Raw genomic sequence first — 15,317 nt, 5'->3', positions numbered from 1 at the left:
CGCCCGTCCTTTTTGGACGGGCGGGACGCCCATCCCACAAACTTGTGGAAGTTATTTAATTCTCATTCCTAACAGGTAACACTATCTCAAATTCGGTTCCCTCTCCCTGATGGGAATTGACATTTATTGTTCCACCGTGGGTTTCGACTACAATCTGGCGGGCGATCGCCAATCCTAACCCAGTACCTTTTCCTACTGCCTTCGTTGTGAACAGATGGTCAAAAATCCGCTGTTTCACTGATTCTGTCATGCCCGCCCCGTTATCGGCAATCTGAATTTTGATGTGTCGATCGCCCAACTGACTGGTACGAACTGTGATACAGTAGGGATTTGCTTTAAGATCCTCGAAACTGCGTCCTTGGTTGGATTCTTCTAGGGCATCGATCGCGTTAGCAAGCAGGTTCATAAAGACTTGGTTCAGTTGACCGGGAAAGCATTCGATTGGGGGGAGATTGCCGTAGTCTGTGACGACTTCGATCGCGGGATGGTGTTCGTTGGCTTTCAGCCGGTGTTTCAAAATTAAGATGGTGCTGTCAATGCCCTCATGGATATTAAACGGAACTTTGTAGTCTTTATCGGCTCTGGAGAAGGTGCGGAGGCTGGTGCTAATGCCGCGAATGCGATCGCACCCCACTTTCATCGACAACAGCATCTTGGGCAAATCTTCTAAGGCATACTCTAAATCAATATCCTCAGCATCTTCTTCAATTTCATCGCCGGGATTTGGCAGTTTTTCTTGATATAATTTTAAGTGGGAAATCAGATCGTTAATCGTGGTCGTTGCTTCCTCAATATTGCCGCTAATAAAGCCGACAGGATTATTGATTTCGTGGGCTATTCCTGTGACGAGATTGCCCAAGGCGGACATTTTTTCGCTTTGCACGATCTGTAACTGTGCTTGCTGCAAATCAAGGAGCGATCGCTCTAATTCTTGTGCATAAGCTTGAGATTGTTGGTACAATCGAGCATTTTCTAGAGAGATAGCCGCTTGGGCGCACAAAAGTTGAATGACATCAGTGCGCTCTTCTGTAAAGGCACCAATTGTCAAGTTATTTTCTAGATATAGCAACCCAAGTAATTTACCCTGATTTAAAATTGGCGCGCACAGCACACTTTTCGGCTTTTTCTGCACCCAATACTGATCGGCAATAAAATCGTTTTGTACTGCTGCATTATCCAAAACGACAGTTTTCCAAGTCCGCTTAACATAGTTGACCACAGCAGCGGGAACCTCGTCGCTGGCTGACAGCGGTACAGATATTGAGATGACATCTTGATGGAAGCAGGCTACAGCTTCGATGGCGAGATTCCCATCCTTAAGCAACAGGAGAACTGCTTTTTTTGCCCCGGCATTTTCCATCACCACACACATCAGGGCAGCCAGCAATTTTTCTAATTGAATTTCACTCGATAGAGTTTGGGAGGCTTTGAGAATAGTCGCGAAATCGAGGGCTTCGTAAATACTGCTACTGCTAGATAGAGTTGTGTGCCAAGTTTGATGTAAAATTGACGATTTATTGCTGGTTTGGAGGCGAGTTTCGCTGCTTCCAAAACGATTTTCTCTTGCCTGCAATATGGGAGCAAGAAGTTGGGGATAGCGTTTTTCTAAGTCATCGATTTTGGCTTTCGCACCCCAGCGAGCGTAGCAGTAGTAGGCTTCTTGCATATAAGCTTGCGCCACTTTTTCTTTGCCCCAGTCGAGGTAGAATTTAGCTGCTAGTTCGTTAGCGAGGGCTTCTTCTTGGATGTATTCGTTTTCTTTGGCTCCAGAAATAGCGCGATCGTACATTTCAATAGCTTCTGCCCTCTGTCTGGCAAGTCGGTATTTCTCTGCTTCTACCAACTGCCACTTATGCAAATAATTCATGGGGGCGTGTTCTGCCCAATGCTGCAACTTCCTTTGATTTTCCTGAACTCGTTGCAACGAAGTTTCTAACTCCAGGGCTGTTTCATTATCCGTAGGGGCCGTGCCCCCGTGCCGGCCCTCTTGGTCTGACCTGCCGATCGAATCGTCTAGGTCGGGGGTAGGCACGGGGGCACTACCCCTACAAAATTCATGTTTTTGGTGAGAAGGAAACAGCCCTGTTTCTAACTCCGTCTCGGACTCAGGAGTGGCAAGGGCTATGAGTGAGTCATAGAAATATAAACCAGCTTCGGAAGTATTTCCTACACTTCCCGCTATATACTGTCTTGCTCGATCGATATCTACGGAGGCCCTAGCAATGTCTTCCAGCAGGAATCTCAACGTTGCCCTGTACAGATAGAAGCTGCAGAGTCGGTACAAATCGTTAGTGGCAAGCGACTCAGAAACCAGCTTCTCCTCATCGCCCTTTTGTTCAAAGGAAATCTCAAACTTGTTTGGATTACCCAATAAAAACAGCGTTGTTTCCAAAAAAAGCGAACAATAATTTGCCGCCGCTAGTTGGTTGAGGTCGAGTAATTGCTGACGGTATGCCCGAATTTGGGGCTCAAGTTCTGCCAAAGGTTGACCGCAGCAGTAGGAATTTAGACAAAATCCATGCCCATGATGCCCGACAAACTCTAGATGGCCTGTTTCTAATCCGGCTTGATAGCCTGCCTGAAGAATGGGGAGGGTCTCCCGCAAATGCGATTTGCGATGGTACAAAAAGACTCCGATCGCAAAAAAAGTTGCAGAGCGAATATTTTTGGCATCCGCGCCACTGGCAAGACGATAAGCTAATCGGCCAAATTGAGCGGCTACCGTCACATTTTGTAGAAAGTTGTTGAGAAAAATGCCATAGCAGCTATAGCTAAAAGCTGAAGTACGACTGTTGCCATATTGGATAGATAAATTTACCTGTAAGGCAGCCACCAGCGCAAACAAAGACGAACCAACCAGATAACAAACTGACACCATAGTTGCCGCCACTTGCATGGTAGCCAGCTTTTGGGCATCCACCATCGCTGGCAGATCGAATAACTCTTCAATAGGTCGATCGCCGATCGAGCTATTAACTTCCTGCACTGCTTGCTGAATATCTTCTGATGTAGCGCTATCGGGCAATTCAACTCCTAATTCTTTGAGACTCAACAAACCGATAGCAATTGCTTCTAAAAACTTGTTCTGGGACGATAAAGCCTGAATTTTGACGATGTAAACGCTCACTCGCTCTAGGGGAGTTCTGGTATGATGAATCACAGTGTCAATCCACTGATTCATCTGGTCAAATTCGCCACAGAGTGAAGCCACTTCTGCGGCTATTTCGTGCAAGTTCAAGGTCATCTCGTACTGCCGTTGCCAAGCGCTCTCTCCAAGCAAATTTAGCCCGATCGCAGCATACTCGCGAGCAGCTTGATAAGCAGTAGCGGATCTGGCTTTGCGGCAAGCCGTGAGGTTGAGTTGTGCCAGATGGTCGCGTTCTGTTTGGTCTTCAATCAGCGCAATACCATAATTCAACTGATTGACGACTGAAAAAATTTGCTCTTCTATAGCTGCGGGTGAAATTTGCTGGATCAGCAATTGTCCAATCTGATAGTGAGCTCGTGATCGCTCTTGTTCGGGAATTAAAGAATAGGCGGCTTGCTGAACGCGATCGTGCAAAAACTTGTAATTCACCACCTCCGAATTTTCGGCTTCCTCCCGTCTTTCTCGCCCCATATAAAACTTGTAGATTTCACTTTCAGGCAGGATTAACCCCTCTTGCAAAGCCTTCCACAAATCCGTCGCCGTTTCCGTTTCCAATTGCTCGGAAACAACTGCCAAAGTCCCCAAATCAAACTGATTTCCAACACAAGCAGCCAACTTCAACACATTCTGAGTAGCTGGCGGCAATTTTTGCAACTGCAACGCCATAAACTCGACCACATCATCCGTCAGCGCTGCCTCCCGAACTCGAACAATATCGCACTGCCAATAACCAGCAAGTCGGTCAAACTCAATCAGCCCATCCTGATGCAGTGCTTTGAGAAACTGCGTTGCAAAAAAGGGATTTCCCTGGGTTTTTTGTGTCACCAAATCCGCCAACGGTCTTGCCGAATGTGGATCACAATTGAGCGTATCAGCAACCAAATGATTTAGACTTTCTGAACTCAACGGTTCCAGCGTAATAGTATTCACTGTTGCCCCAGCTTTGACCGCTGCATCCAGTGTCAGCATCAACGGGTGCGCTGCAAATACTTCATTATCTCGGTAGGCACCAATTACTAATAAATAGCCGGTTGCTGACTCGGAAACCAGCAGTTGCATTAACCGCAGGGAGGCGGAATCGGCCCACTGCAAGTCATCCAAAAACATCACCAGGGGATGTTCTGGTTTTGTGAACACCTTAATAAAATTTTGAAACAGCAAATCCCACCGATTTTGGGCCGCCGTTCCTGATAATTCTAGTGCGGGTGATTGTTGGCCAATAATTTTTTCGAGTTCCGGAATTACTTCAATAATGACTTGTCCGTTATCGCCCAGTGCTTGCAATATTTGAGTTTGCCATTTTTGCAACTGCTCGTCACTTTCGCTCAACAATTGTCCCATTAAGTCTCGAAATGCTTGCACAAAAGCTGAGAAAGGAATGTTGCGGTTAAATTGGTCAAATTTACCTTTGATAAAATAGCCGCGCTGGCGGACAATTGGTTTGTGAACTTCATTCACAATTGCAGTTTTCCCAATCCCAGAAAAACCAGCTACTAGCATCATTTCAGTTGTGCCACTACTCGCGCGATCGAAGGCTTCGAGTAGGGTTTCTACTTCTGTTTCGCGACCGTAGAGTTTTTCGGGTATAATGAATCGATCGCCCACATCCCTCTGGGCGATCGTAAAACTCTCTATCTTACCCTTTTCTTCAAGTTGCTCCAAACAACATTCTAAATCGAATTTCAGCCCCAACGCACTCTGATAGCGGTCTTCGGCATTTTTACCCATTAATTTGCTGACAATCTCCGAAAGTACGGGCGGGATTTCAGGATTGATTTGATGCAGTGATGGTGGTTGCTTGGCAATATGACAGTGTACTAATTCCATCACATCGTTGGATTGAAACGGCAATCGTCCCGCCAGCAATTCGTAAAAAGTTACGCCCAAAGAGTAAAAGTCACTGCGGTAGTCTATGCCGCGATTCATCCTTCCCGTTTGTTCGGGAGACAAATAGCCGAGTGTCCCTTCCAGCAGGTTAGGATTCATCAGGGTTTGAGTTTCCCTTGGTAGCAAAGATGCAATACTAAAGTCAATGAGTTTGACTTGTTTTGTTTGGGGATGAATTAAAATATTGGCGGGTTTAATGTCTTTGTGAATTATCCGGTGGCGGTAGAGTATATCTAATATATTGCTCAGGTCGATTCCCACTTGCAAAAACTCATTCAGAGTCGGCCCCGTTTCTCCTTGTTCCCTCCATTCCTTCAGAGAAATTCCCCCAAAGTCTTCCATTACCAACGCATAGCTGTTTTGGTAGGTTTCCAAGCTGTAGGTTTCGATGATTCCGGGCAAGTTGAGGTTTTTGGCGATGGTGTACTGATTGCGAAAATCCACCAGTTCGCTGAAGCTGGGATACTGACTCCGCAAGACTTTGATGGCGACTGGCTGTTTGTCGCCTATACGGAAAGCTCGATAAACTAGGGTGCGAGTTCCTGAGTAAATGCGATCGAGAATTTGATAACCTGTCAATGTAAAATTTATACTTGCCATACTTTTATTATTTCCGTCCTCAGCGGGCTATTTCCACATTAGCAGAAGCCAATACAGTTTCCCAGTCCAGTGATTGTTAAATTAATGTGGCATAGAGCGCTCAACCTTTGTGATGGGCATCACTGAAATAATACACTTTTTAAACTAACCTAATCCTATTTTTATGAAAAATTAAATAGCCTCATCCATATTGGAATAGTGAATAATAAACTAACGCAGCCGAGGCCGATCGCAGTTACTGCTAATTCGCGATCGAGATTGAAAGCTTCGGCCAACAACGTAGTACCAAAAGCAGGAGGCATCGCCATTTGCAGCACTAGCACAAGTCGCGGCACGCCCGCGATCCCCAAAAATGTTAATCCCGTGCCAATTACCAAGGGAACTAACAGCATTTTAATCACGAGACAAGCCAAAACTTGTTTGAGGTTGTGCAAGGAATTCAACTTGCTCAACTGCATCCCGATCGTAATTAAAGATAAAGTAATTACAGTCCAAGCGCCTGTTGTTAACAATTCTGCGATTTGTGGCGACAGCGGCAAGCTGCGCGAGACAAATCCTAAACCAAAAGCCCACAGTGCCGGATTCTGAAAAATTGCCCGCAGGGGAATTAACCAACTCTGACGCTGCCGGCTTTTACCGCAGTGAGAAGCAATAGCAACTCCCAGTATATTGATTCCCATGGCAGTGCCTAGCAAGTCGTAAAACAACGCCCAGGCAAAGTGTTCCGAGCCTAATAAGGACAAGGTGACGGGAATGCCTAAAAAACCCGTATTACCCACCATCGTTGCCAATAAGAAGCTGCCTTGAGTGGGCAAACTCCAAGCGCTGGTGTACTCCGGGCTATTTTGGGGGCTCCGATTAAGAGTCTTAAAACGTTCCTCACCGACAACAAAAGTTATCAAAATCCAAGCGAGTCCTCCACCTGCTAGAATTGCCGCCCAAGCTGTCAGCGGCGCAATCAAAATAGCGGCAGATAAATTAGCGCTACGGATGAAAGCAACAATGCTCAATGGCGTACCAAAGAAGAAAAGAAACTTGGCTAAATATGTAGAATAGCTTCTCGGTAACAGGTGGCCGAGAAAAAATCCGAACGCCACCCATCCGATCAGATTTAGATAAAGTTTGAGCAGCGGATTTTCTAAATAAAGCATGATTGGCTAAATCTTTACTAAATATTTACGCAGATCCACTACTTTTGCCAAAACTACCCACCTTTACCCTACCGCCGCAGTTTTCCCTGGCACCACGGCGCTAAATATAAATGGTTATTCACCCTCCCAGATAATTTTTCAGACAGGCCTTGACATCCACAGAAGCGCGTGTAATCATAAAGTTGAGGAATAAATCAACATAGGTGACAACTATGGCACGGCAAGCAAAACAATCATCTCAAGTTAAAAGTTCCAGCAGCCAAGCAGCCTCCAATACTCGCACCAAATTTACCCTCTACAATTTTGCCGGAAACGCAAAAGCTTTCTATTTAGTCGATCGCATTAATTTAGAAAGAAAGCCCGGTGATCTCCCAGAAAAATCCGTCGCTCACAGCATCATCATCATCGACCGTTCCGGCTCAATGTATTATGACTTAGAACCGCTGAAAGAAACCCTAATCAAGCTTTTGACCTTAGACGAATACAACAATTACCAGCTAATTGTCAGCCTGATTTCCTATGCTGACAAGGGGGATGTAATTTGTCACTTCCAGCGAATTCCTATTCAAGAAGTGCTGAAGTTTGACTCTCAATACATCAAAGAAATTCAAAAAATCCACACGGCTGGCTATACCTGCATATCGCAGTCGATGGAACTCGCTAAATCTCTGGTTAAAGCGGGAGAAATGACAGCGATCAATTTGCACACAGACGGCTATGCAAATGACCCAAGTGCTAATTCCGAAGCTGCCAAACTAGGGGAAATTTGCGAAGAACTCAAAGACATGGATGTGTTTGCCAACACCATATCCTATGCCTCTGCTGACTTCAAACTTCTCTCCAAAATCGCCAACACATTATCGGGAAATTGCATCCGCGCTGGCGAAGTCAAAATGGTTTATGATGCTCTTTACGACAGCACAAAACTGTTAGGCAGTTCCGTTGCACCTCCGCTGGAAGAACCGTTAATTAAGGAATATGATTATCAAGTTTTTGTTTCCAAAAGTGGCAAGAAAATCAACGGTTCATCGAGCACGCTGAAAATCTGCGGGCTGAAAGCAGAGGATCGGGGACTGTTTTACAAATATCAGAAAGTCGCCAAAGATGAGTATGACAAATTAAATGTTCCCGTTGCTCAAACTGATGAGTCGGTGTTGGCTTTTGCGAAAGCTAACCTCGCTGACGGCAATTTAAATACGGCTAAGTATGCGCTGGCGAGCACCTTCGACGCTACTTTGACTGAAAAACACGCGAAAGCTTTGACAAATGCCCAAATAGCGGAGTTTACGGAAGATTTGGAACAGGCTGTTTTTGCGCCTGATGTGTTGAAAAATCATGAAATTGGCGATCGGGTAAAAGTCAGCGATAAAATTTCCCTGCTGGAGTTAATCAAGATATTGGAGGAAAACAGCAACAGCATCATCATCAACTTGAAACACTTGCAAGAAAATTATCAGCGAAAAGGTTTGAAGCGAATTGAGGGAAAGCGAGACGAAAACGGCAACCTTGTCAAGCCTTGGCTGAAAACTGAATTCTTAGATGGTGGCGAATACGTGCAAATGGGTTCATTTGCCATCAATCAAAATACCGCTACCATCAATATGCTGATTACCCGAAAAGCTAAGCTGGTAAAAGTTGAGGATGAAACTTTAATCGCAGAAGTGGCGGGAATTCTAGTTACAGACCTCAATACTTTCAACAATTATACCATTGTCAGCGACGGCGAAGTTAATATTAAGTCGCTGCGAACCAAAATCAGCAGCAAACCAGTGTTTGATTTGCTCAACAAATGCGGTATCCTGGAAAAAGACGGTTCGCCTGTGCAAGAATTCGAATTCCGTTCAGAGTACGATATTAAGTTAGAGACTTTGCCCCTAGTGCCTTTTGACGGGCGTTACGGCAGCCTTGACGGAGTGTTTGAAGAACTCGCAAACATTAAAATTCTCTCCAGCATTCTCTCGGCTCATTTGAAGGAGGAGTCCGAGGCTTACACTGCGGAACAATTGGAAGAATTGAAACAGCATTATCTGTCAAAAAGCCTTTACATCAACTTTCCGACGACGACGGAATACACAGATTTAAAAAGTGCGATCGCCAACGGTTCAGTAGATTCGCGAGTCAGCTACAAAATCGACATCGGCAGCAAAAACATTCTCAACTTCGGCAAATTGCACTCGGCCAACAAATTTCTCGATCGCCTTTATGAAGTTTACCACAAAAACACGGGCGAAAAGCTAGCAAAACCGACATTTGACATCACCTTAGATGAGCCTGTTGTCTTCGCACACAAAACGCTGTCATCCCGAACAAAAATCACCAAAGTTGACGACTTGATGAAACTGATTTTCGATGAATTTCTGGGATTAGAAAATAACGGAATTGTTAGCGCTACTTTAGCAAAAGTGGGTGCAGATAGTCTGCTGCGGCTTTTGCAAGCGAAATGGCAGGAAGAAGATGTCAAGCGAGAGGAGTTTGTCGCTGCTTTAGCTAATGCGAATGATCGACTGGAAGCTTATGCCGAAAAAGTGTATCGCGAAAAAGTTTCACCGCTGGTTTTCTATATCGGTTCTACCGGACTTATCCCGGATGAAATGGAGGCAAAAGCGGCGACTGCTGAGGAAATTAATTCTAAATACGGCAACTTGCAATTTTCTAAAGATGAGCAAGAGGGGATGTTTTTTGAAGTGGGAGACTGCATTATTAGCGTGTATGCTAAGAATGAGTATTTCACGGTAGGGAAGTAGGAATTCGGGTGGGCAAAAGCCCACCTTGGTTAAATAGTTAAATATGGTTGATTGAAATGAACTGCAAAGGCGCAGCCGATAGTAACAAATCAGGTCAAAAAATATGGATACACCACCACTCCCACAACCAAAACTCGATCGCACACCGATCACTTTCGATCAATATGCAGCCTACACCCCCGAAAAGCTAGAACTGCGGCATGGTTTCTATGGCTATGGAGGGCAAGACTTGACAGGTTTTTATCTTGCAGTATTGGCAAATATGGGGTTACGGGAAGCTGTTCGCCAGGTACCGCTTTCACTATGGCTAGAAGCAATTCAAGAGTTAGCTTTCCAAAATCCTAAACTCAACTTTGATACTGAAACTGGGGAAGCTATGCTTAACAGCTTGAACCGAGGATTGGAAGATTTGCAAGCAGTTGCAGAGTATTTGGAAGAACAAGCTTAGTTGCGGTACACACAGCAAAAATGAAACGCGATTCGTTTATACTGTAAGGGCGGTATCCCGGTACCCGCCCTCTACTTAAAACGGAATTTCCTCATCTTCATCTTCCACAGTCTTAGCCGTCATCCGCCAACTCGTAATATACTCAATTTGGACATCAATTTTGTTAATCGCTTCCCCTAACCGCTTTTGGATGTATTGAGTCAGCGTCACCATAAAATCTAACTCAACCCCTACAGATAGCGCAAGTTTTGCCAACCTAGCAAAATCTACCTTCAAAATCGAGGAACTGGATAACTTAAAATCGGGAGTATTTTCCTTATCTTGCACCAACATTGCTTTTTTAATGCGCTCTTTCAGATGCTCAACTTCTGAATCCAGCAACTTCCATTCAGGCAAAATTTCTTTGTACCTTTCCCCCAATGCTGTTAAATCCTCACTCTCCGGTTCCAGCGCAATTTTCTTAGTGGATTTCCGGCGTTGCTGTACATTAGAATTCAACCGCCAACTAGCAATATCTTCCACTTCCAAAGATGGATCAGCGATGAGGTTGCCTAACTGTTTTTGAATTTCTTTCGTCAGCGTTACCGGAAAATTCAACTCAATTCCCTCAGTTTGCGTCAGTCTCGCCAGTGTCATAAAATCAACTTTCATCGTTATCGAACTGGAAAGCTCAAAATAAGAACTATCTTTGAGATTTTGCGCCAGCATCCCTGCTTTAATGCGTTCTTTCACTTCAGCAATTTCTGAATCTAGCGGCTTCCACCGAGATTCTATTTCCTGATATTTTTCGCCCAATGCTGTCAAGTTTTCCGTTGCGGGTTCGGGGTAACATTGGGCAAGGATTTCTAGCAGGCGGCGATGCACTCCAGCTAAATAAACGGCGTCCATCTTGGCATATTCTAGCTGCTTCTGGGTGAGGGGACGCTTTGCCCAATCGCCGCTTTGTTCTGTTTTATCTACATAAGCAATGCCACAAAGTGTTTCTATTAAAGTTTTGAGTTGTCGGTTAGGTAATGGCAGAATGTAATCTGGAATCTTTCTCGCCATTTTGAATGTGCAAGTGACATTTTGAGCGTCGTCATTGCCTAGAAATCGGATGTCATAGCTGGCGTTGTGCAAGACTTTTTCAATATCGGGATTTACCATGATTTGGTTGATGAAATCTTTGGCCAATTCTGGTTGATCCAAGACATCTAGTAGAAAAGTACCATCTCCCGTGGAATCTGTGGAGTCAGCTAACACCTGAATCAGAGATAATCTGGGGTTGGATTTATAGTCTGCTATTTCTGTATCAACCCACAGGATTTTAGTTTGGGCAAATTTAGCGATGAGTGCTGTGATGTCGTTTGCGGCTGTTAAATAAGGCATTTTTACCGACTTTTGCTATTAACTTTTTGATTCTATTATGCTATAGCAATTATCGGCTCGATTGTCAACGATTCAAGCGCCGGACATGGCTTTTCCGTGTCCTGGACACGCGCAGAAACCCGGTTTCTTACTCGTACCCAGGCTCTGCCTGGGGACGCATATCAGGAGGCTCTGCCTCCAATTTTCCTGGTCACAAGCGCAACCGGGTTTTTAGCCTTCAGTTTAACAAAAGAATGCAGTCGATCGCACTATTGACGATTCTCGCGAACTTCTTCTAAAAACCAGTTGCCTACTTCTGTATTGTCCTTCTGGCGACTGCGGCGCAAACCTTCCTCTAATAAAGCAACTTTTAGCCCCGGCAAAACTTGAGATTCCGTCAGACGTTCGCTTCCCCGGTTAGCAATTATTTTGAAAGCAATAACTTGCGCTTTTTGTACGTCTACTACCCAATATTCAGACACTCCTAATTCTTCATAAATCATTCTTTTTGTCCCCAAATCGTCAACGAGAGAACTGTCGGCAATTTCAATCGCTAAATCTGGGGAAACTAGGCTATCCAAATTCACTACCGAACTGCCGCGAGGTGCCGTTTGTACCCGGTCTCCGATGTAGTAAGAAGCATCAGGTTGAGCGCCTCGGACACCCGTTTTGGCGTAGCTACAGTTGACCAGCAGTCTCATTTTTATACCTTTAGCAATACCAAATAAATTGATTAAGATGACGATAATTCCGTTGTCATCAGCATGATCAGCCCCGACTGCTGCCATTTCAATCCTCAACTGTCCATTGTAGTAGTAGCATTTTGCTCGATCGTACTCCGGCTGTTTAATAATTTCTATATATTCATCCCAAGTCGCTGTAACCCAGGTATCAGTTAGTAGTTGGGTTTGGAGTTGACTCATCATTACCTCACCGGAAAAAATCTTTGACTTTTGAGGGAAAACTTCAGAGTAGGGGCGATCGCATTTTTACCATTCAGCAGTAAGGTACGCAGCGCGCACCTTACAAACTATTAACCTATGACTATTCTGCCACTTCCTCAGATTCCGATTCTTCCGCCGATTCTTCACCAGCAGGCGGCACTAAAGCCACAGCTACGATCGAATCATCCTCATCTAACCGCTGCACCCGCACACCCGTTGCTGTGCGCGATTGGGTAGAAATTGCACTCACAGCCTGACGGATAATAATACCTCGGTTGGTAATGATCATCAATTCGTCATCTTCGTTGACAATTCGCAGCGCAGCTACCTGATCCTTACCCTTTTTCGACTTGAATTTAGTAGCCGTCAATCCCTTGCCAGCCCGTCTTTGTAGGCGGAATTGAGAAACTGGAACCCGCTTGCCATAGCCGTTGGTGGTGATTACCAACACTGAAGGAACTTCGCTGCTAACTGTCGAAATTTCTTCGGTTTCTTCGCCTTCAATTTCCTCGGCTTGCAGTTCTAATTCTTCATCTTCCACCTCCGCATCTTCAGTGTCCAATTCAGCAATTTCTGCCCCTTCAAATTCCGAGTCGCCAGTTTCTAATTGAGCAATATTAGCTGCCTCAAATTCGGAGTCTTCAGTTTCCAATTCAGCAATTTCGGCAACAATTGAACTCGGCAAAATGTCCATGCTAATCAACTCATCGCCCGATCGCAATTTCATCGATTTTACACCCCGCGTCGCGCGGCCGACTGGGCGCAACTGTTCGTGATTGGTGCGGAAATGAATTGCCATGCCTTGGCGCGTACCGATGATGATGCTGTCACCCACTTTTGCTCTCCGTACCCAGCGCAGTTGGTCGCCTTCTTCTAGAGAAATCGCGATTAATCCATTAGTGCGGATGTTGCCAAAAGCGGAAAGTGCGGTTTTCTTAATGTAGCCGCCGCGAGTCAGCATGACCAAGTATTCTTCGCTGGTGAATTCTGTGACTGACACCATAGAAGTGATTTTTTCTTCTATAGGAATCGGCAGCAGTTGCACCACGGGAGTGCCGCGGGCAGTCCGGGAACAGACGGGGATTTGATAAGCTTTGACAGAGTAAACTACGCCCCTGTCGCTGAAGAACAAAACGCTATCGTGATCGCAGCAGGAAAGAAAATGTTCTACTCCGTCGTCTTCTTTCATTTTCGCGCCTGCTTTGCCACGAGTAGCGCGACTTTGGGCCTCGAAAGTGCTGACAGGCATCCGCTTGATGTAGCCTTGCTCTGTGATCAGAATAATTGCTTGTTCGTTGGCAATTAAATCTCTTTCATCGATTTCTCCTTCGGCGTGTTCGATGACGCTGCGTCTAGGAGTGGCGATTTTGGTTTGGATTTCTACTGCTTCAAATTCGGCGATTTCTAAGATGCGTTCCCGGCGCGCTAAGATATCTTCCAAATCGGCGATTTTAGTTCGCAGTTCTTCGTGTTCTTGCTGGATTTTTTGCGCTTCTAATGCTGTCAAACGCCGGAGCTGCATTTGCAGAATTGCGTCTGATTGCTGTTCGGAAAGACCGTAATTATCCATCAATTCTTGTTTGGCTGCTGCAGAGTCGGCAGCAGCGCGAATTAGGTGAATAATTGCATCTAAGTTGTCTAGGGCAATTAATAAGCCTTGCAGAAGGTGGTCGCGTTCTTCTGCTTTGCGGAGCTCATATTGAGTCCGGCGAGTAATTGTCTCAATGCGGAAGTCTAGGAAGACATTGAGGAATTGGGAGAGCGTAAGTAGTTGGGGTTCCCCATTTACTAGCGCTAACATATTGGCTCCAAAGTTGGCTTGGAGGGGTGTTTGTTTATAGAGGTTGTTGAGGACGACGCGGGGATAGGCGTCGCGCTTGAGCTCGATCACGATCCGCATTCCGTCTCTATCGCTTTCGTCGCGAATGTCGGAAATTCCATCTAATCTTTTGTCGTTGACAAGTTCGGCAATTTTCTCAATTAGCGCTGCCTTGTTTGTTTGGTAAGGCAATTCGGTGATAATAATTGCTTCTTTGTCGGGGCGGCCGGGATGTTCGATGGTTTCAATGCCGGCGACTCCGCGCATTGTAATCGAACCGCGCCCGGTGGTGTAAGCATCGCGAATGCCGCTTCTTCCCAGAATTTGCCCTCCGGTGGGAAAGTCCGGGCCGGGGATGTACTGCATCAATTCCAGATCAGTAATTGCTGGATTGTGAATTAGTGCTACTAAACCGTCAATTATTTCGCCTAAATTGTGCGGCGGAATGTTGGTGGCCATCCCTACAGCAATCCCGGAGGAACCGTTGAGCAAAATTTGGGGGATGCGTGCCGGGAGTACGAGGGGTTCTTGCTGGGAACCGTCGAAGTTGTCGCCGAAATCAACTGTTTCCGAGTCGATGTCGCGCAGCATGGAGTCGCTAGTCAAGGCTGTGAGGCGACATTCGGTGTACCGCATGGCAGCGGGCGGGTCGTTGTCAACGGAGCCGAAGTTGCCGTGGCCGTTGATCAGGCGTTCCCGCATGGAGAAATCCTGAGCCATCCGCACCAGGGCGTCGTAAACCGCTGTATCTCCGTGCGGGTGATACTTGCCCAGCACCTCCCCCACGACGCGGGCGCATTTGCGGAAAGGTCGATCGGGAGTCAAGCCCAATTCGTTCATGGCGTACAGAATGCGTCGGTGAACGGGCTTGAGACCGTCCCTGGCATCTGGGAGCGCCCGACCGACAATTACGCTCATGGCGTATTCCAAGTACGATCGGGACATCTCATTACCCAGATCCGTCGGGATTATCCGCGACTCAGAGGTGCTCATAGGTTGAAAAACTCCGTTAAAAATTTAAATTTGACCGCTATAAATCTCAAAAATGCGATAAAATCGGTTTGGATTCAGTAGAGCTGCCAAATATTGCCAATTACTCCTGAAATTATATCACAATTTGCCTTGGACTTTATGGGAAAGTTGCCAGAAAAATTAAGGGACGAAACAAGCACAATTGATAATTTGTCAGTTGGTGATTTTGTCAGGAGTTGGCAAAAGCTAAAAAGGTT

Annotated in this window: 7 protein-coding genes; 2 read left to right on the top strand and 5 right to left on the bottom strand. The window is 45.7% G+C overall.

Annotated features, from left to right (window positions below; translation table 11 throughout):
* Nucleotides 1-55: 55 nt before the first annotated feature.
* Both QUB24_RS14775 and QUB24_RS14770 read right to left on the bottom strand, forming a co-directional pair.
* Nucleotides 56-5,635: an AAA family ATPase gene (locus tag QUB24_RS14775; RefSeq protein ID WP_333153905.1), complete on the bottom strand. Its 5,580-nt coding sequence runs from the start codon at nucleotides 5,633-5,635 to the stop codon at nucleotides 56-58.
* A 161-nt stretch (nucleotides 5,636-5,796) separates the two neighbouring features.
* Nucleotides 5,797-6,786: an AEC family transporter gene (locus tag QUB24_RS14770; RefSeq protein ID WP_333153904.1), complete on the bottom strand. Its 990-nt coding sequence runs from the start codon at nucleotides 6,784-6,786 to the stop codon at nucleotides 5,797-5,799.
* A gap of 212 nt (nucleotides 6,787-6,998) precedes the next feature.
* Between QUB24_RS14770 and QUB24_RS14765 the strand changes: the two genes are divergently transcribed.
* The gene (locus tag QUB24_RS14765) at nucleotides 6,999-9,530 is read left to right on the top strand and encodes a vWA domain-containing protein (protein ID WP_333153903.1); all 2,532 of its coding nucleotides are present in this window, start codon (nucleotides 6,999-7,001) and stop codon (nucleotides 9,528-9,530) included.
* Between the two features lie 103 nt (nucleotides 9,531-9,633).
* The gene (locus QUB24_RS14760; protein ID WP_333153902.1) at nucleotides 9,634-9,978 is read left to right on the top strand and encodes a hypothetical protein; all 345 of its coding nucleotides are present in this window, start codon (nucleotides 9,634-9,636) and stop codon (nucleotides 9,976-9,978) included.
* A 75-nt stretch (nucleotides 9,979-10,053) separates the two neighbouring features.
* On the opposite strand, the gene QUB24_RS14755 is transcribed toward QUB24_RS14760, so the two are convergent.
* The 3 genes from QUB24_RS14755 to gyrA all read right to left on the bottom strand — a co-directional run bounded on the left by QUB24_RS14755 (nucleotide 10,054) and on the right by gyrA (nucleotide 15,081).
* The gene (locus QUB24_RS14755) at nucleotides 10,054-11,346 is read right to left on the bottom strand and encodes a ribonuclease D (protein WP_333153901.1); all 1,293 of its coding nucleotides are present in this window, start codon (nucleotides 11,344-11,346) and stop codon (nucleotides 10,054-10,056) included.
* A gap of 248 nt (nucleotides 11,347-11,594) precedes the next feature.
* Nucleotides 11,595-12,251, bottom strand: a complete 657-nt coding sequence (locus tag QUB24_RS14750; protein ID WP_333153900.1) for a Uma2 family endonuclease — start codon at nucleotides 12,249-12,251, stop codon at nucleotides 11,595-11,597.
* 118 nt (nucleotides 12,252-12,369) lie between these two features.
* Nucleotides 12,370-15,081, bottom strand: coding sequence for a DNA gyrase subunit A (gyrA, locus tag QUB24_RS14745; RefSeq protein ID WP_333153899.1), 2,712 nt, complete (start codon nucleotides 15,079-15,081; stop codon nucleotides 12,370-12,372).
* Nucleotides 15,082-15,317: the final 236 nt, after the last annotated feature.

Source organism: Microcoleus sp. B9-D4 (genome assembly GCF_036705105.1).
In the GTDB taxonomy this organism is placed as follows: Bacteria; Cyanobacteriota; Cyanobacteriia; order Cyanobacteriales; family Microcoleaceae; genus Microcoleus.
This window is presented reverse-complemented; position numbering and strand designations above follow the sequence as displayed.

Coding starts and splice junctions, on each gene's coding strand:
- QUB24_RS14775 (WP_333153905.1), bottom strand. CDS start 5,635: ATGGCAAGTATAAATTTTACATTGACAGGTTATCAAATTCTCGATCGC.
- gyrA (WP_333153899.1), bottom strand. CDS start 15,081: ATGAGCACCTCTGAGTCGCGGATAATCCCGACGGATCTGGGTAATGAG.
- QUB24_RS14750 (WP_333153900.1), bottom strand. CDS start 12,251: ATGATGAGTCAACTCCAAACCCAACTACTAACTGATACCTGGGTTACA.
- QUB24_RS14755 (WP_333153901.1), bottom strand. CDS start 11,346: ATGCCTTATTTAACAGCCGCAAACGACATCACAGCACTCATCGCTAAA.
- QUB24_RS14770 (WP_333153904.1), bottom strand. CDS start 6,786: ATGCTTTATTTAGAAAATCCGCTGCTCAAACTTTATCTAAATCTGATC.
- QUB24_RS14765 (WP_333153903.1), top strand. CDS start 6,999: ATGGCACGGCAAGCAAAACAATCATCTCAAGTTAAAAGTTCCAGCAGC.
- QUB24_RS14760 (WP_333153902.1), top strand. CDS start 9,634: ATGGATACACCACCACTCCCACAACCAAAACTCGATCGCACACCGATC.